Here is a 16,519-nt window from a genome sequence, read left to right on the forward strand (position 1 = left end):
AGGGCGCAAGCTTCGCGTCCCCACTTCGCCGCTCTGTGTCCATGGAATCCCCCACGCTCTCCCTCTCCCCGCCGCCGGACGCGCCGGAGGCTTCCGCCGCGACGCCTGCCGCGGCCCCTCTCGAAGGACTGCTGTCGCCACGCCGCCGCGCGATGACCCTGGGCATGGTGGCGCTGGTGTCGCTGGGCGCGTTCGAGGCGCTCGCGGTCGCCACCGCCATGCCGACCGTCGCGCGTGCGCTGGACGGCCTGTCGCTGTACGCGCTGGCGTTCGCCGGCACCCTGGCGGCCAGCGTGGTCGGCATGGTGCACGCCGGACGCGCCAGTGATCGGCGCGGACCCGCGCGCGTGGTCTGGTGGGGCGTGTCCTGGTTCGTCGCCGGCCTGATCGTGGCGGGGCTGGCGCCGAACATGCCGGTGTTGCTGCTGGGGCGCGCCGTGCAGGGCTTCGGTGGCGGCGCGATGTCGGTGGCGCTGTACGTGGTGGTGGCGCGCGCCTATCCGGAAGCGCTGCGCCCGCGCGTGTTCGCCGCGTTCTCGGCGGCATGGGTGGTGCCGTCGCTGATTGGCCCGAGCCTGAGCGGATTGATCGTGGAGCACGTCGGCTGGCGCTGGGTGTTCCTGGCGGTGCCGTTGCTGGCGATTCCCGCCGCGTTGGCCCTGCGACCCGGGCTGAAGGCGCTGCCCGCAACGATCGCCGGGGAGGCGGACGGGCGCTCGTTGTTGCCCTGGGCCGTGCTCGCGGCGGCGGCGGCCTGCCTGTTGCACCTGGCCGGACAGCGGCACGACGCGCGCGGTGCGCTGCCGTTGGCGGTGGCGTTGTTCGGATTGATCGGGGCGACGCGCAAGCTGTTGCCGGCGGGCAGCCTGAGCCTGCGGCGCGGCCTGCCGAGCGTGATCGCGCTGCGCGGACTGGCCAGCGCGACCTTCTTCGGCACGGAGGTGTTCATCCCGCTGATGCTGGCGCAGCAGTTCAGACTCTCGCCGCTGTGGGCGGGCGTGGCGCTGAGCGTGGGCGCGCTGGGCTGGTCGATGGGCTCGTGGTACCAGGGCAACACGCGCCGGCCGTGGTCGCGGGCGACGCTGCTGCGCATCGGTTTGTCGATGATGGCCCTGGGCATCCTGCCGTTGCCGCTGGCGGTGTTCCTGCCCGGCGGCCTGGGCCTGGCGCTGATCGGCTGGGCGATCACCGGCGTCGGCATGGGCCTGACCTATCCCAGCCTGTCGGTGCTGACGCTCTCGCTGTCGCCGCCGCAGGCGCAGGGCCGCAACAGTTCCGCCTTGCAATTGATGGACGCGCTGGCGATCGCGACGATGCTGGCGCTGGCCGGCTCGCTGGTGGCGGCGTGGCTGGATCGCGCGCCGACGCTGGCGTTCGGGCTCAGTTTCGGCCTGACCGCCGCGTTGGCCGTCGCGGGCGCGCTGCTGGCCGGACGCGTGCGTCCGGCTGGTTGAGGAAGCGTCGCGACGCGTGCGCCCGACCGCTTGAAAGCCGGTCTCAGGACCGCTTCGCCGCCCAGGCCTGGATGATCGCGGCGATGGCATTCACGCCGTCGGTGAGCGCGGCGGGACCGGGCTGGAGGATCAGCGGCGATTTGATCTCGTGCAGTTCGCCGTCGCGCACCGCCGGAATCGTGTCCCAGCCAGGCCGCGCGGCGACCCGCTCGGGACGGAATTTCTTGCCGCACCACGAGCCCAGGATGATGTCCGGCGCGCGCCGCACCACTTCGTCGCCATTGGCGAGGATGCGCTGCTTCGCCAGCGGTTCGACCGACAGTTCCGGAAACACGTCGTCGCCGCCGGCGATGCGGACGATCTCGGCGACCCAGCGGATGCCGGTGATGATCGGTTCGTCCCATTCCTCGAAGTACACGCGCGGGCGGCGCGGCAGCGCGGCGGCGGCCTGTTCGATCACGCGCAGGCCGTCCTCGATGCCGCGCGCGTAGGCGTTGGCCCTGTCGGTCGCGCCCACCAGCGCGCCGAGGCGGCGGATGTAGTCGAGGATGCCGTCCACGCTGCGGTGGTTGGCGATCCACACTTCCACGCCCTGCTTGATCAGTTCGGCGGCGATCTCGGACTGGATGTCGGAAAAGCCGATCGCCAGGTCCGGCTTGAGCGCCATGATCTCGCCGATTTTCGCGCTGGTGAACGCGCTGACCTTGGGCTTCTCGCGACGCGCCTGCGGCGGCCGCACGGTGAAGCCGCTGATGCCGACGATGCGCTGCTGCTCGCCCAGCGCGTACAGGGTTTCGGTGGGTTCCTCGGTGAGGCAGACGATGCGTTGCGGCCCCATGCTCAGTCGTCCAGCCGCTTGCGGAAATACACCACGCGCTCGGTTTCCTCGAAGCCGCAGGCGGCGTGCGCGGCCTGGCTGTCGCGGTTGTCGAGCAGCGCGTCGGAGGCCAGCTCGCTGCAACCCTGCTCGCGCGTCCACGCTTCCACCGCCCGCACCAGCGCGCGGCCGACGCCGCGTCCGCGCCAGGCCGGATCCACGTACCAGCCTTCCAGGAAGCCTACCGGCGAGGCCTCGGTGCCGTTGACGTAGTCGTGGCGCAGGCTGGCCTCGGCGAAGGCGATCACCTGCCCGTCCGCATCGGTGGCGAGGAAGCCGGCGGCGTCGCCGGCGAGGAAATCCAGGATGTCCGCGGCCTGCTGGCCGGGTTCGTCCATCGGCCACAGATCCTGCCGTAGGCGCGCCCAGCCGGCGGTGTCGCGGGGCTGCGCCTGGTGGATGCGCCAGCCATCGCTCACGGGAACAGCATCCGCTTGCTCCACTGGCCGGCGGCGTCGCGCTCGTAGCGCCAGCGCTCGTGCAGGCGGAACTGCGCGCCGTACCAGAACTCGAACGCCTCCGGCATCACCCGGAAACCGCTCCAGCCAGCCGGACGCGGCACGTCCTTTCCGGCGAAGCGCGCCTCGGTTTCGGCGATGCGCTGCTCGAAGGCTTCGGCCGAGGCCAGCGTTTCCGACTGCTGCGAGGCCCAGGCGCCGATCTGGCTCATGCGCGGGCGCGAGGCGAAATAGGCGTCGGCCTCGGCGGCGTCCACCTGTTCCACCGCGCCCTCGATGCGCACCTGGATGCCGGCCTCGCGCAGGCTGCGCCACAGGAACAGCAGCGCCGCGCGCGGATTGGTTTCCAGTTCGCGGCCCTTGTGGCTGTGCAGGTGGGTGTAGAACACGAAGCCGCGCGCGTCGAACGCCTTCAGCAGCACGGTGCGCGCGGACGGATGGCCATCCGGCGTGGCGGTCGCCAGGGTCATGGCATTGGCTTCCAGTTCGCGCGCGGAAGCCTGGGCTTCCTCGTAGAGTCCGGCGAACGTGGTCAGGGCTTCGGCATACAGATCGGTCATTGCGCACCCGGCAGGTCGAGGGCGCCGCGCGATGCGCGGCGGTCATGCGCTATTGTCGCGCGATGTCCGCATCCACGCATCCCGGCGATGGCGAAGGGTTCGCGCCCGAATGGGTCGAGGCCGCGCTGGCCGACGCGCTGTCGGTGCCCGCGGCGGTGCCGGTGCTGGCGATCAGCGGCCTGCAGGGCTCGGGCAAGTCCACCCTCGCCGCCCAGATCGCCGCGCTCGCACGGCGACGCGGACGGCGTCCGGCGGTGCTGTCCATCGACGATGTCTACCTGACCCGCGCCGAACGGCGGCAACTGGCCGGCGACGTCCATCCGCTGCTCGCCACCCGCGGTCCGCCCGGCACGCATGACGTGGCACTGGCCTGCGCGCTGCTGGACGCGCTGCGCGCGGGCGGGCCGGCGGTGCTGCCCCGCTTCGACAAGCTGGCCGACGATCGCGCGCCGGATCCGGCGTGGGAACGGCTGGACGCGGGCGCGGATCTGGTGATCTTCGAAGGCTGGTTCCTCGGAACGCCGGCCGAGGACGAGGACGCCCTGCGCGCGCCGATCAACGCGCTGGAGCGCGAACACGACGCGGACGGCCGCTGGCGGCGGTACTGCAACGATGCGCTGCGGCGGGACTATCCGGCACTGTGGCGGCGGTGCGACCGCCTGTGGTTCCTGCAACCGCCCGGCTTCGAGGTGGTGGCCGCCTGGCGCGGCCAGCAGGAGCGCGCACTGGCCCGCGCGCGTCCCGGCGCCGCCGCGATGGACGCCGCCGGGGTGGCGCGGTTCGTGCAGTTCTTCGAACGGGTCAGCCGGCAGGCGCTGCGCACGTTGCCGGCCCTGGCGGACCGGGTGCTGGCGCTGGATGAGCGGCGACGGCCCCTGTAGGAGCGGCGTCAGTCGCGATCGGCAACGCGGGAAAGCCTCGTCGCGACTGACCTCGCTCCTGCGGGGAGGCGAGTGGATCTATTCCACCACGAAGCTGATGCGCAGGTTCACCCGCCACTCGGTGACGTTGCCGGCATCGTCGGTCACCACCTTGATCTCGTTGACCCACGCGCCCTTGATGCCCTTGACGGTCTCCGACGTCTTCTTCAAACCGGCTTTCACCGCGTCTTCCATGCTGGTCTTGGAGGCGGCGTTGATTTCGATGATCTTGGCAACGGACATGGGATGCTCCGGTCACAAAGGCGGACGGGCCGCCGGGACGCCCACCGTAGGCCAGAGCGTGTTAAGCCCCCGCCACGGGTGCTAGCATCCCCGGCGATGAATCCCGCCCCCAACCTTGTCCTGGTCGGCCCCATGGGCGCCGGCAAAACCTCGATCGGCAAGCGCGTCGCCGACCGGTTCGGGCTGGTGTTCGTCGATGCCGATCAGGCCATCGTCGAGCGGGCGGGCGCGACCATTCCGGAAATCTTCGAGAACGCCGGCGAAGCCGGTTTCCGCGAACGCGAGACCGCGGTGCTGGGCGAACTGCTGGCCGGCGAAGGCCGGCTGATTTCCACCGGCGGCGGCGCGGTGCTGTCGGCCGACAACCGCGCCCTGCTCCGGCGGCGCGGCTTCGTCGTCCACCTGGAAGTGAGCGTGGAAGGCCAGCTCAAGCGCCTGGCCCGCTGCACCAACCGCCCGCTGCTGCAACGCCCCGACCGCGAACAGGTGCTGCGCGAGATGGCGCGCGCGCGCGCGCCGCTGTACGCCGAGGTCGCCGACCTCACCCTCGACACCGATCATCTGATGCCGCCCGAAGCCACCGTGCGCCTGTGCCACCTGCTGGCCACGCATTGGCAGCGGCAAGAGACGCCCGCATGAATCCGCTTTTCCGCACCGTCGATGTCGGCGGCGAATCCCCCTACACCATCACGATTGGTCCGGGCCTGCTGGCCGACGGCGCCGCGCTGGCCCGGCATGTGCGCGGACGGCACGTGCTGCTGGTCAGCGATTCGACCGTGGCGCCGCTGTACGCCGCCGCCGTGCGCGAGGCCCTGCATGCCGCGCGTCCGGAACTGGGCATCGGCACCTTCATCCTGCCCGCCGGCGAGGCGTCCAAGACCCTGGCGCATTTCGGGCACGCCATCGACGCGCTCGCCACCCTCGGCGCGACCCGCGACGCCTGCGTGTTCGCGCTCGGCGGCGGCGTGGTCGGCGATCTGGCGGGATTCGCCGCCGCCTGCTGGATGCGCGGGGTGGACTGCGTGCAATTGCCCACCACCCTGCTGTCGATGGTGGACTCCTCGGTCGGCGGCAAGACCGCGGTGGACATTCCGCAGGGCAAGAACCTGGTCGGCGCGTTCCATCCGCCGCGCGCGGTGTTCGCCGACACCGGCGCGCTGCGCACGCTGCCGCCGCGCGAACTGCGCGCCGGCCTGGCCGAGGTGATCAAGTACGGCGCGATCCGGGATCCGCTGTTCTTCCAGTGGCTGGAAGCCGAACGCGCCGCGCTGCTGGAGAGCGAACCCACCGTGCTGGCGCAGGCGATCGCGCGCAGCTGCGAGCACAAGGCCGAAATCGTCGAACGGGATCCGCTGGAACGCGGCGAGCGCGCGCTGCTCAACCTGGGTCACACCTTCGGCCACGCCATCGAAACCGAACAGGGCTACGGCAGTCCCGACAACGACAACCTCAACCACGGCGAAGCGGTCGCGGTGGGCATGGTGCTGGCCGCGCGGCTGTCGGCGCAGCTGGGGATGGCAGACGACGCCGACACCGAACGACTGATCGCATTGCTGCGGGCATATGGCCTGCCGACCGCGATACCCGCCGGGCTGGCGCCCGACGCGCTGCTGGCGCGCATGCGCCTGGACAAGAAGAACCAGGCCGGCCGCCTGCGCCTGGTGCTGTGGCGCGGCATCGGCCGCGCCGAAGTGGTGCCGGACGTCGACGAGGCGCGGGTGTTGAAGGTGCTGGCGGGCGGTTGAGTTTCCTGCGGAAGCGACGCCGGTCGCGGTGAGGATCGCGGGAAAGCCCTGTCGCGACTGATGTCGCTCCTACAGTCGAGTGCGCGCGCGGCCCCCATCCCGACCTTCCCCCGCAGGCGGGGGAAGGGGCAACAGCCGGACGGAGCCAGTGCCTAATCGCTGCCTTCGCGTTCGATCACCAGGATGCGCGCCGCGCCGAGCGGTTCGGCGCGGTGCTCGATGCCGGTGCGCGCATGGAACATGTCGCCGGCTTCCAGCACCACCGCGTGTTCTTCGCCCCGCTCGCGCCAGTGCATGCGCACGCGGCCGTCCATCACCGCGAACACTTCCTGGTCATCGTTGACGTGCCAGCGGTAAGGCTGATCGGTCCAGTGCAGGCGGACGCTGACGCCGTCCAACCGGGCGACGTCCAGCGCATCCCAGGCGCGTTGCGCCGTGTAGTCGCGGCTGCGGATGAGGTTCATGGGGTTCTCCGTGAAGAAGATCCGTCGCTCCTACAGGAAGCGGCTCGGCTTACGCGTTGGCTTGGCGGGCGCGCAGGTTGGACTGCGGCACGTTGTCCAGCGGCAGCGCCTGCTGTGCGTCGAGCGCGGCGATCCACTCGGCGGTCGACGCCACCGCGGCGAAGTTGCTGTGGAAGACCACGCTGAAGACGCGATGGATTTCCTCCGCGCTGGCGCGGCCGGCGGCGTTGGCGTAGGGCAGCGCGCCGGTGGCGTCGCGCAGGAATTCCATGCGCAGGCCGCGATGGGCGCCTTCGTAGATCGTCGAGGCGTCGCAGTTGTGGGTCATGTAGCCGATCACGGTGAGGGTGTCGATGCCGCGCGCCGCCAGCCAGTCGGCCAGATCGGTGCCGGTGAAGGCGCTGGCGAGCGATTTTTCGATGTAGTGATCGCGCGGGCGCCGGGCCACTTCCGGGTGCAGTTCCCAGGTATCGGTGCCGGGCGCGAACACCGGCGCGCCGGCCGGGGCGCTGTGCTGGACCACGATGACCGGAATGCCGCGCGCCCGGGCGGCATCCATCGCGCGCAGCAGGTTGGGCAGGGATTCGGCCACCGGCGGATGCTCGATGGGCAACCGGCCGGTGAAGTACTCGTTCTGCACGTCGATGACGATGAGGGCGCGGCGGGGCGATGACATGGCGTTCGGTTCCGGAGTGTGGGTGGCGGCATTCTGGGTGGCGGCCCGGAACGCCACGAGTGGCCCGAAGCGCATCTTTCGATAGAATCGGGCCATGTCCCTGCATCGCATCGCCGTGGTCGCCTTCGACCGCATCAGCCCCTTCCACCTGTCGGTGCCGTGCCTGGTGTTCGAATCCCGGCCGGCGCCGGGGATGCCGGACTTCGAGCTGCGCGTCTGCGCGGTGGAAGCCGGCCCGCTGCGCACCGACGCCGGCTTCGCCCTGCAACCGGAATACGGCCTGGAAGGACTGGAAGGCGCGGACACCGTGGTCGTCCCCTCGTGGCGGGACCCGCACGAACCGGCGCCCGAAGCGCTGCGCCAGGCGCTGCATCGGGCCCACGCGAACGGCGCCCGGCTGGTGGGCCTGTGCCTGGGCACCTTCGTGCTGGCCGACGCCGGCCTGCTGGACGGCCGCCCGGCCACCACCCACTGGGCGGCGCTGGACGCCTTCGCTCGCCGCCATCCCCGGGTCCGGCTGGAACCGGACGTGCTGTACGTGGACGACGGCGAGTTGCTGACCTCGGCCGGCACCGCCGCCGGCATCGACTGCTGCCTGCACCTGATCCGGCGCGAACACGGCGCCGAGGTCGCCAACCGCATCGCCCGCCGGCTGGTGGTCGCCCCGCACCGCCAGGGCGGCCAGACCCAGTACATCGAGCAGCCGCTGCCGGCCGATCCCGGTGACGACCGCCTGCGCGCGGTGCTGGCCTGGGCGCTGGAACATCTGGATCAGCGGCTGGGGGTGGACGAACTGGCCTCGCGGGCGTTGATGAGCCGGCGCACCTTCACCCGCCGGTTCCGCCGGGCCACCGGCGCCAGCGTCGGCGACTGGCTGGCCCACCAGCGGCTGGCGCGGGCGCAGCGGTTGCTGGAAACCACCGACCGTCCGCTGGACCACATCGCCGCCGAGGCCGGGTTCGGCAGCGCGGTGTCGCTGCGGCAGCGTTTCGGGGCGGCCCTGGGCACTTCGCCCTCGGCCTACCGGCGCAGCTTCCGCGGCGGCTGAACGGCCGCCGCTTCGCTACAATCCGCCCCATGCGCGTCTTCCTCCAGCAACGCCCCGAGACGGGCGAAGCTCCCCGCTACGTCCAGCTGACCCTGCAACCGGATCTGTTCGGCGGCTGGGAGCTGCTGCGCGAAAGCGGACAGATCGGCGGCCGCGCGCAACTCAAGCGCGAACAGTATCTGCTGCAGGCCGAGGCCGACGCGGCCTTCGAGAAGGCCCGCGACACCCACCTCAAGCGCGGCTACCAGATCACGTTCACGCAGGGAGCGCCGCAGCCGTGAGCCCTTCCGCGGCGGCCGGTTTCCGCGCCGCCTGATCGACCTGCCCGCGCCCTGCCGCGCCGCGCTCCCCTTTTCTTACCACCCGGCCGAACCACTGCCGGACACCCCCACAAGGAACACGATGTCCAGTCCATTGAAGAACGATCGCCTGCTGCGCGCCCTCAAGCGCGAACCCGTGGATTGCACGCCGGTCTGGCTGATGCGCCAGGCCGGTCGCTATCTGCCGGAGTATCGCGCCACCCGCGCCGCCGCCGGCAGTTTCCTGGGCATGGCGAAGAACCCGGAGATCGCCTGCGAGGTGACCCTGCAACCGCTGCGCCGCTTCAAGCTGGACGCGGCCATCCTGTTCTCCGACATCCTCACCGTGCCCGACGCGATGGGCCTGGGCCTGTATTTCGTCGAAGGCGAAGGCCCGAAGTTCGAACGCACCGTGCGCACCGCCGCCGACGCCGACAAACTGGCGGTGCCGGACATGGAAACCGAGCTGCGCTACGTGATGGACGCGGTGCGCCTGATCCGGCGCGAGCTGGACGGCCAGGTGCCGCTGATCGGTTTTTCCGGCAGTCCGTGGACGCTGGCCTGCTACATGGTCGAAGGCGGCGGCAGCAAGGACTACGCGCGCATCAAGGCGATGGCGCTGAATGATCCGGCCACCCTGCACAAGCTGCTGTCGGTGAACACCGACGCGGTGATCGCGTACCTGTCGGCGCAGCGCGCGGCCGGCGCGCAGGCGCTGCAGGTGTTCGACACCTGGGGCGGCGTGCTGTCGCCGGCGATGTACCGCGAGTTCTCGCTGCCTTACCTGACCCGCATCGCGCGCGAGCTGGAACGCGGCGAAGGCGCGGAGCGCACGCCGCTGATCCTGTTCGGCAAGGGCAACGCCGCGCACCTGGAAGCACTGGCCGACAGCGGCGCCGAAGGCGTCGGCGTGGACTGGCTGATCGAACTGGCCGACGCGCGCCGCCGCACCGGCGGCAAGGTGGCGTTGCAGGGCAACCTGGATCCGGCCGTGCTGTACGGCTCGCCGGAGGCGATCCGCACGCAGGTGCGGGCGACCCTGGACAGCTACGCCGCGGGCGCGGGTGGCAGCCGCGATGGCCACGTCTTCAACCTCGGCCACGGCATGTCGCCCGACATGAATCCAGAGCACGTCGCCGTGCTGGTGGACGCCGTGCACGAATTCAGCGCCAGATAGGCGCGACGCTTCCGGAGCCCGCAATGGACGGCCGCCCCCACGCGCTTTCCCTCGCCTTCATCCTGCTGTCCACCGGCCTCGCCGCGCACGCGGCGCCGGCCGGCGAACGCGCGCCGGTGACCATCGAGGTCCGCGGCGACGATTTCCCGATGCTGGTGCAGGACACCGGCCTGCCGCCGCCATTGGACGACAACGGCCTGCCGCGCACGCCGGGCTGCGAAGCCGTGCGCGCGCGCCGGGTGGACGAACTGCCGTATCCATGGCGCGAAGCGGTGGATCGCGTCCATCTGGACTGCCAGCCGATGGAAGCCCCCGAAGGCGAGACCGCGCTGATGGCGCTCACCGCCACCGCCTTCCTCAAGCCGGGCCGGGTCTGGCTGGCCGGGCACGCGGTGGTCGAAATCCGGCGGATGGACTCCGAACTGTGGGGCGATCACCAGTACGTGCTGGCCGAACCCTACGCCGCGGTCGCCGCCGATCTGCGCGCGCAGCTGGAGGCGGACTGCCGCAAACGCCACCTGCGCGCGGAACGCGAAGGCGCGCCCGCCTGCAGGATGGAAGACAGCGACGACGCGCTCTATCTGCGCGTGGACGAGATCAGCGGCATCTGGATCCACGCCGATCCCGACGACGCCTCGCGCACGATCTACGCGGAAGGCTGGGCGGATTAGGCGGGGATTGGCAAAGGCCCGGCTTTTTTGCCTCCCCCTTCGAAGAAGGGGGACCGAGGGGGATTTGCTTTCCGCGCCAACAATGATTGTCCCTTAGCTGTTGGATGGCAGATCAAGAAGACCGATAAGTCCTTCCCGCCATCCAATCAAGCTCAACCCACGCCCGTACGCTGTCCGCGCAGCCGTGGCGAGGTTCCGTCGGTTTCCTCTTTCGGCGCGTTGTATTCGAAGCGCAGTTCACGCATGCCTTCCGGGACCGCCGGATTCATGTCCTCCGGCGGCACGCAGCCGGGCGCGACGCGCCCGGTCAACGTTCCCGCCAGCACCTGCAGCACGCGGGCCTGGGGCGACTGCGGATCGACCGCCTCGATCCGATCCGCGTACGCCGCGACCTGCATCGTGCCGTCCACTTCGGCGCTCGCCACCATGCCGGGCGCGCCGGCCTTCAGCGGAGCCGTCGCCGCCACGATGGGCGCCGGATCCCAACAGGTGCCGGTATTGGAGACGCGCAGCGCGCGGACGAGTTCCCGCGTGCTTCGTTCAAGCCGGGCTCGCACCCGCTCCTGCCCAAGCTGTTCCTGATCCACCGTCATGCGGGTCTTGATGTAGTACATGTCGCTGACCAGCATCACCATCGCCGAGTGATAGGCCTTGCCCTTGCGCTGCAGGCGCATCGACACCGAATAGGCTTCCAGCTTGCGTTCCTCCTTGCCCTTGCCGAGCGCGACGGTGAAGGGCTTCAGCTTGCCCATCTCGACCCGTTCGTAGCCGTCCGCGCGTCCGGCCAGGCCATTGATCTCGGCGACCGTCTGCTCCACGTCCTGGCGCAGGCGATCCGGCGGAAGCAGGCCGGCGGGATAGAAATAGGCGTCCAGCCAGCGATCTTCCGTGGACGGGTCCTGATAGCGGACCGAGGCGCCGAGTTCGGCGGATTCGAAGCGATGTTCCCCCAATGCCTCCCATGCGTCCAGCTTCAGTGGATACAGGATCCGCGTCTCGGTCAGGAAACCGCCCAGGAACGGGGCGGCCTCCTTCGGGGCGGCGGCCGGTTGCCCGGCCGTGAGCGGTGGCGCGACGAACAGGAGCGCCAGCCATGCCAGCGCCCATCGATATCCCGAACGCGTTTTTCCCGTCATGGCGACGCTTCTCCGGCACGCACCCGATCACCACTGTCGATACCGCCGGTGAACGGCGCGCTCCATCCCTGCCCCGTGTCCACCTGCACGTTCCGGAAGTACGCCGGCAGGCCTTCCTCGAATCCCGGTCCGGATTGCAGCTGGTAATGCAGGTGGACCAGGAACGCGTCGCCGGACATGCCCATCGCGCCGATCGGCGCTCCCGCCTTCACCTTCTGTCCCGGTTTGACCGCGACGCTGCCCTGCCGCAGATGCGCGAACACGCTGAATTCGCCGTTGCCGTGATCCAGCAGCACGTAGTTGCCGAGGAAAAGCTTGAGGTTCTTCATGATCTCAGCCTCGGTGAAGGGCGGCGGCCCGCCCTTGCGGTTGTCGGCCATCCCGTCATGTGTTTCCCGCACCACGCCGTCGCCGGTCGCATGCACCGGCTGGCCATAGCCGTACCAGTCTTCCGGCCGCGCGCCGTCGCCACGGAACAATCGCCCCTGCGCGTCGGTCACGACGAAATCGTGCGCATAGCGCATGAAATTGGCGCGGATGCCGAAATGGGTGGTCATTCCGCCGGTGATGTCGAGCCGGCGGTGATGGGCCAGCAGATCGTGGCCGTCGTGGACGAAGCTCTCGCCGTCCAGCGGCAGGCGCAACCGGGTCGCGGGCTGGAACGGCCGGGGCGCGACGTCGATCGCCACGCGCCGCTCGGGCCCGTCCTTGCCGGCCTGGAACACCGCTTCATAGCGCAGATCGCCGAGCCAGACATCGCTGTCGAAGTGCGCGAACGGGTTGAACACCACCAGCCGGCCGCCGGGCTTGAGTTCGCGGTTGGCGACGGTGGCGATGCTCATCGTGGTGTCATCGCCATTGCGGTCCAGCCGTCGCTGCGAGAAGAAACGGCCCTGCGCGTCCCGCAGGGTCGCTTCCAGGCCGACCAGCGTCAGCGTCTGCGTGCCGGGGTTGCTGAAAACCAGATCGAAATTGAGCTGCTGGCCGTCGCGCAGGCGTTCCACCCGGGGCTGCGCCGGCAGCGTCACGCCGGCGACCGGCGGCTCGGCGGACGGCACCGCGCCCTGCGCGAACGCGACGATCGGAACGAAACATCCTCCGCACATCCATCCCCAGATCCGCTTGCGCATCCGCATCCTCCCAGGTGGCCGGCCGCGCCGGCGGTCATGCATCGCTCGTCGTTCCCCCGCAGGCACGCTGGATCGTGTCCGCCAGCATGTCACCGGTCACCGGTTTGCGCAGGAAGTCGTCGAAACCGGCGGCGCGCGCGGAGGGTTCGGCCTCGCCGTCGGCGCGCGCGGTGATGGCGATCAAGGGCGCGCGGAAGCCGCCCAGCCGCAATTGCCGCGCCAGCGCCAGGCCGTCCAGTCCCGGCAGATCCAGATCCAGCAGGGCGACGTCGAACGACTGTCCGGCGGTTTCGCCCAACGCCGCCAACCCGTGCGCCGCATGCACGACATGGTGGCCGCGCGCGCGCAGCAGTCCCGCAATCACTTCCGCCACGGTGGCGTCGTCTTCCACCAGCAGGACGCGTCGCGCCTGCTCCGGCGCCGGAGCGCCGCGCGGCGCGTCTTCGGCGGCGGGGACGACGTGCGCGAGCGGCAGATCGACGATGAAGCGCGTGCCCAGGCCGGGCCGGCTTTCCACCCGGATGCTGCCGCCCATGGCCACCGCCAGCTCCTGGCAGATCGCCAGCCCCAGGCCGCTGCCGCCATAGCGCGACGCGGTGCGCGCGCCATCGGCCTGTTCGAAGCGCTGGAACAGGCGTGCCTGCTGCCCGGCGTTGATGCCGGGGCCTGTGTCGGTCACTTCCAGGCGCACGCCCTGCGGTTCCAGCCGCAGCACGCGCAGTCCAACACCGCCCCGGTCGGTGAACTTGATCGCGTTCCCCAACAGGTTGAGCAGGATCTGGCGCAGCCGCAGCGGATCGGCGACCACGTGCGACGGTGCGTCCGCGGCGCATTCATCGGAGAACGACAGTCCGCGCTTTTCCGCCATCGGCGCGGTCATGTCGACAATCTCGCGGATCAGCCCGCGCAGATCGACGTCCTGCATGTCCATGTCCAGCTTGCCGGCCTCGATGCGCGCCAGGTCCAGCGCGTCGTTGACCAGCCGCAACAGGTGCGCGCCCGCGCCCTGGATGGCAGTGGTGTAGTGGCGCTGGGTCTCGGTCAGCGGCGTTGCCAGCAGCAGTTCGCTCATGCCCAGCACGCCGGTCATCGGTGTGCGCACCTCGTGGCCGAGAGTGGCCAGGAAGCGGGTCTTGGCCAGCGAGGCCTGTTCGGCCACCTCGCGCTTGTGTACGGCCAGCTGCCAGGCGGTACGCCGGCGGACCCGGCGCCGATAGGCGGCCGCCAGCAGCGCCAGCAGCAGCGCGCCGGCGGCGGCCAGCAGGCTGATGCCCCAGACGCTGCGATACCACGGCGGCAGCACTTCGAACGAGAGCTGCTGTTCCTCCGACGCGTTGCCCGCCGCGTCGAACGCCTGCATGCGCAGGCGATAGTGGCCCGGGCGCAGGTTGGAGAACGAACGCTCGCCGCTGGGCCCCTGATCGATCCAGCCTTGATCGAAACCTTCCAGCCAGGAGCGATAGCGGTGCGCCAGCGGATCCTCGTAGCTGAGCAGGCGCAGGCTCAGTTGCAGATCGTGATCGTCGGGCAGCAGTTCGAATCCGCCCTTCATCGGCAGATGCACCGTCTGGTCGCGCTGGTTCACCTGCAATCCGTCCAGCAGCAGGTGCGGGACGAGCGCGGGCGGATCGGGCAACGCGGTATCCAGCAGCATCACCGAGCCGTCGGCGGTGCTGCCGGCCAGCAGGCCGCCGCTGGCCATCAGCAGGCCGCGGTCGTTGAATTCCTGGCTCATCAGTCCGTCGCGCACGCCGAAGTTGCGCACCCGGACCGGCGCCTCGTCGGTGGGCGCCTCGATGCGGAACAGGCCGCGCCGGGTGGCCAGCCAGACCCGTTTCTCCGGATCGATGGTCATGCCGGTCGATTCCAGCGCCGGCAGCCCGTGCTTGGGCGCGATCTGGCGGACCTGGGTCCAGCGGCCATCGCGCCGGCGCCAGTGCTCCAGCCCGGAAAGCCGATGCAGCCACAGCTGATCCGGCGCGACGAAGGCGAACGACAGCACCCGTTCCACGCCGGCGCCGATGACGGTGACGAACCTGCGCTGGACGGGATCCCAGCGTTCGATGCCGCGGTTGCTGGCCGTCCACAACTGGCCATCCGGACCGGCCAGCATGGTGTCGATCTCGCTGGGCTCGCTGTCCTGCTCCGATCGCGCGAGGCTGTCGAGGACCTGTCCGGTCTGGCCGTCGCGATGCTGGAGCGATCCCATCTGGGTCGCGAGCCAGAGCGAGCCGTCGCCGGTCTGCACCAGCCAATCCACCGAGGTGCCATCGGGCACCTGGTCGGTTCCCTCGGCGTTGGACCATTCGCGCTTTTCACCGGTGCGCGGATCGATGCGGATCAGCCCGTTGCGGTGCCCCAGCCACAGGCGCCCCTGGCGATCCTCCAGCACGGAGGTGAAGCGCAGTTCCTTCAGCCGTTGCGCATGCACGCCCAGCGGTTCCACTTCGCCGCTGGCGGTATCCAGCCGTTCCACGCCGCCGATGCTGCTGACCAGCCAGATGCCGGTTCCGCTGGCCGACGTCGCCAGGCCGCGATACAGACCGCCGCCCAGTCCCTGCGCCGGCGTGAACGATGCGATCCGCCGCCAGTCCGAGCGCAGGTAGGCGACGCCGCGCGTGGGCACCGGCACCCAGAGCCCGCCGTCGGGCTGCATCAGCACCGTCTGCAATACGCGCCCGACGCCCACGCCCTGGTTGTCCTGCGCGATTGGCGCGGGCGCGCGATCGCCGTCGGTGTGCCACAGGCCCCCCTGGCTGGCCAGCCAGTACTCGCCATGGCCGTCCGCGGCCATCGCCATCACCGCGTTGGGCCGTTCGAACATCGGCGACCAGGCCGGCGTGCTCCAGCCGCCGTTGCGCCGCCAGCGATACACGCCGGCCGAGGTGCCCGCCCAGATCGAATCGCCGTCGACGGTGACCGAATAGATGATCAGCGCGTCGCCACCCGGCAGGGTCTCGCGCTGCATGCGCTTGCCGTCGAAGCGGACCAGGCCGCTCATCGTGCCGATCCACAACTCCCCGCGGGCATCGAACGCCAGCGACAGCACGTTGTCCGACGGCAGGCTGGCCGGATCGCCCTCCACCGCGTTGAAGCGCTGGATCCGTCCGTCGGTGCCGATCCGGTGCAGGCCGCCGCCGAAGGTACCGAACCAGACCTCGCCGCCATGGCTGGTGATGGCGAACGCATCGTCGCTGCCCATCTGCGGATGCTCGGCCTTGCGGAAATGGCGGAACCCGCGGCGCTCCGGTCCCATCATGCTCAGGCCGCCGTTCTCGGTGGCGACCCAGACCCGATCCAGCCCGTCCACGTGCAGCGCCTGCACCACGTTGCCCGGCAGCGAGGCCGGATTGTCCGGATCGTGCCGCCATACCTTGAAGTCCACGCCGTCGTAGCGGGCCACGCCGTCCCAGGTGGCCAGCCAGAGATAGCCGGCACGATCCCGGGCCATCGCGGGAATGGTGGTGGACGGCAGGCCATCGGCGACCGTCATCATCCGGAAGCGCGGGATCTCCGGCACGCCCGCCTGCACCGTCGCACAGGCCAGCCATGCCGCCAACAACCAGATCCGCCATCCCATGCCGTCGTGTCCCTTTTTCTGCCGGGGTTCCCCTGCGCGAATCGTCGCAACGGACCGTTGCAGGTGCAAGCGGAGTATCTT

17 protein-coding genes are annotated in these 16,519 nt (G+C 70.4%); 8 read left to right on the forward strand and 9 right to left on the reverse strand.

Annotated features, from left to right (window positions below):
- Positions 1–35 precede the first annotated feature (35 nt).
- On the forward strand, positions 36–1,454 hold the full coding sequence (locus tag ACTHN1_RS03050; RefSeq protein WP_440469494.1) for an MFS transporter: 1,419 nt from the start codon (positions 36–38) through the stop codon (positions 1,452–1,454).
- A gap of 43 nt (positions 1,455–1,497) precedes the next feature.
- On the opposite strand, the gene ACTHN1_RS03055 is transcribed toward ACTHN1_RS03050, so the two are convergent.
- The 3 genes from ACTHN1_RS03055 to pdxH are packed head-to-tail and all read right to left on the reverse strand — an operon-like array spanning position 1,498 to position 3,349.
- On the reverse strand, positions 1,498–2,292 hold the full coding sequence (locus ACTHN1_RS03055; protein ID WP_440469495.1) for a cobalamin-binding protein: 795 nt from the start codon (positions 2,290–2,292) through the stop codon (positions 1,498–1,500).
- A gap of 2 nt (positions 2,293–2,294) precedes the next feature.
- Positions 2,295–2,750, reverse strand: coding sequence for an aminoglycoside 6'-N-acetyltransferase (gene aac(6') / locus ACTHN1_RS03060; protein WP_440469496.1), 456 nt, complete (start codon positions 2,748–2,750; stop codon positions 2,295–2,297).
- Entirely contained in the window at positions 2,747–3,349 is a 603-nt protein-coding gene (gene pdxH / locus ACTHN1_RS03065) for a pyridoxamine 5'-phosphate oxidase (RefSeq protein ID WP_440469497.1), read from the reverse strand. The genes aac(6') and pdxH overlap by 4 nt, the downstream gene beginning before the upstream one ends.
- Positions 3,350–3,411: 62 nt before the next feature.
- Here pdxH and ACTHN1_RS03070 point away from each other — a divergent pair, with 62 nt between their 5' ends.
- Entirely contained in the window at positions 3,412–4,230 is an 819-nt protein-coding gene (locus tag ACTHN1_RS03070; protein ID WP_440469498.1) for a kinase, read from the forward strand.
- A gap of 78 nt (positions 4,231–4,308) precedes the next feature.
- On the opposite strand, the gene ACTHN1_RS03075 is transcribed toward ACTHN1_RS03070, so the two are convergent.
- Positions 4,309–4,512 (reverse strand): dodecin family protein, encoded by a 204-nt coding sequence (locus tag ACTHN1_RS03075; protein WP_440469499.1) that lies wholly within the window; start codon positions 4,510–4,512, stop codon positions 4,309–4,311.
- 96 nt (positions 4,513–4,608) lie between these two features.
- Here ACTHN1_RS03075 and ACTHN1_RS03080 point away from each other — a divergent pair, with 96 nt between their 5' ends.
- Both ACTHN1_RS03080 and aroB read left to right on the forward strand, forming a co-directional pair.
- A complete protein-coding gene (locus tag ACTHN1_RS03080) occupies positions 4,609–5,151 on the forward strand; it encodes a shikimate kinase (RefSeq protein WP_440469500.1) in 543 nt (180 codons plus the stop codon).
- Entirely contained in the window at positions 5,148–6,257 is a 1,110-nt protein-coding gene (gene aroB, locus ACTHN1_RS03085) for a 3-dehydroquinate synthase (RefSeq protein WP_440469501.1), read from the forward strand. Before ACTHN1_RS03080 ends, aroB begins: the two co-directional genes overlap by 4 nt.
- A 152-nt stretch (positions 6,258–6,409) precedes the next feature.
- On the opposite strand, the gene ACTHN1_RS03090 is transcribed toward aroB, so the two are convergent.
- Both ACTHN1_RS03090 and ACTHN1_RS03095 read right to left on the reverse strand, forming a co-directional pair.
- Complete coding sequence (locus ACTHN1_RS03090; RefSeq protein ID WP_440469502.1) at positions 6,410–6,721, reverse strand: cupin domain-containing protein; 312 nt, start codon at positions 6,719–6,721, stop codon at positions 6,410–6,412.
- A gap of 49 nt (positions 6,722–6,770) precedes the next feature.
- Positions 6,771–7,397: a cysteine hydrolase family protein gene (locus ACTHN1_RS03095; RefSeq protein WP_440469503.1), complete on the reverse strand. Its 627-nt coding sequence runs from the start codon at positions 7,395–7,397 to the stop codon at positions 6,771–6,773.
- A gap of 94 nt (positions 7,398–7,491) precedes the next feature.
- Between ACTHN1_RS03095 and ACTHN1_RS03100 the strand changes: the two genes are divergently transcribed.
- From ACTHN1_RS03100 to ACTHN1_RS03115, 4 genes are all read left to right on the forward strand, one after another.
- Positions 7,492–8,445, forward strand: a complete 954-nt coding sequence (locus ACTHN1_RS03100; RefSeq protein WP_440469504.1) for a GlxA family transcriptional regulator — start codon at positions 7,492–7,494, stop codon at positions 8,443–8,445.
- 29 nt (positions 8,446–8,474) lie between these two features.
- A complete protein-coding gene (locus tag ACTHN1_RS03105) occupies positions 8,475–8,726 on the forward strand; it encodes a WGR domain-containing protein (RefSeq protein ID WP_440469505.1) in 252 nt (83 codons plus the stop codon).
- A gap of 121 nt (positions 8,727–8,847) precedes the next feature.
- Positions 8,848–9,921 (forward strand): uroporphyrinogen decarboxylase, encoded by a 1,074-nt coding sequence (gene hemE, locus ACTHN1_RS03110; protein WP_440469506.1) that lies wholly within the window; start codon positions 8,848–8,850, stop codon positions 9,919–9,921.
- 23 nt (positions 9,922–9,944) lie between these two features.
- Entirely contained in the window at positions 9,945–10,592 is a 648-nt protein-coding gene (locus tag ACTHN1_RS03115) for a hypothetical protein (protein ID WP_440469507.1), read from the forward strand.
- 152 nt (positions 10,593–10,744) lie between these two features.
- Here ACTHN1_RS03115 and ACTHN1_RS03120 read toward each other — a convergent pair whose 3' ends face one another.
- The 3 genes from ACTHN1_RS03120 to ACTHN1_RS03130 are packed head-to-tail and all read right to left on the reverse strand — an operon-like array spanning position 10,745 to position 16,438.
- Complete coding sequence (locus ACTHN1_RS03120; RefSeq protein WP_440469508.1) at positions 10,745–11,728, reverse strand: hypothetical protein; 984 nt, start codon at positions 11,726–11,728, stop codon at positions 10,745–10,747.
- Entirely contained in the window at positions 11,725–12,858 is a 1,134-nt protein-coding gene (locus ACTHN1_RS03125) for a M23 family metallopeptidase (protein ID WP_440469509.1), read from the reverse strand. Before ACTHN1_RS03125 ends, ACTHN1_RS03120 begins: the two co-directional genes overlap by 4 nt.
- 34 nt (positions 12,859–12,892) lie before the next feature.
- Positions 12,893–16,438 (reverse strand): ATP-binding protein, encoded by a 3,546-nt coding sequence (locus tag ACTHN1_RS03130; protein ID WP_440469510.1) that lies wholly within the window; start codon positions 16,436–16,438, stop codon positions 12,893–12,895.
- Between the last annotated feature and the right edge of the window lie 81 nt (positions 16,439–16,519).

Source organism: Pseudoxanthomonas sp. (assembly GCF_051953815.1).
In the GTDB taxonomy this organism is placed as follows: Bacteria; Pseudomonadota; Gammaproteobacteria; order Xanthomonadales; family Xanthomonadaceae; genus Pseudoxanthomonas_A.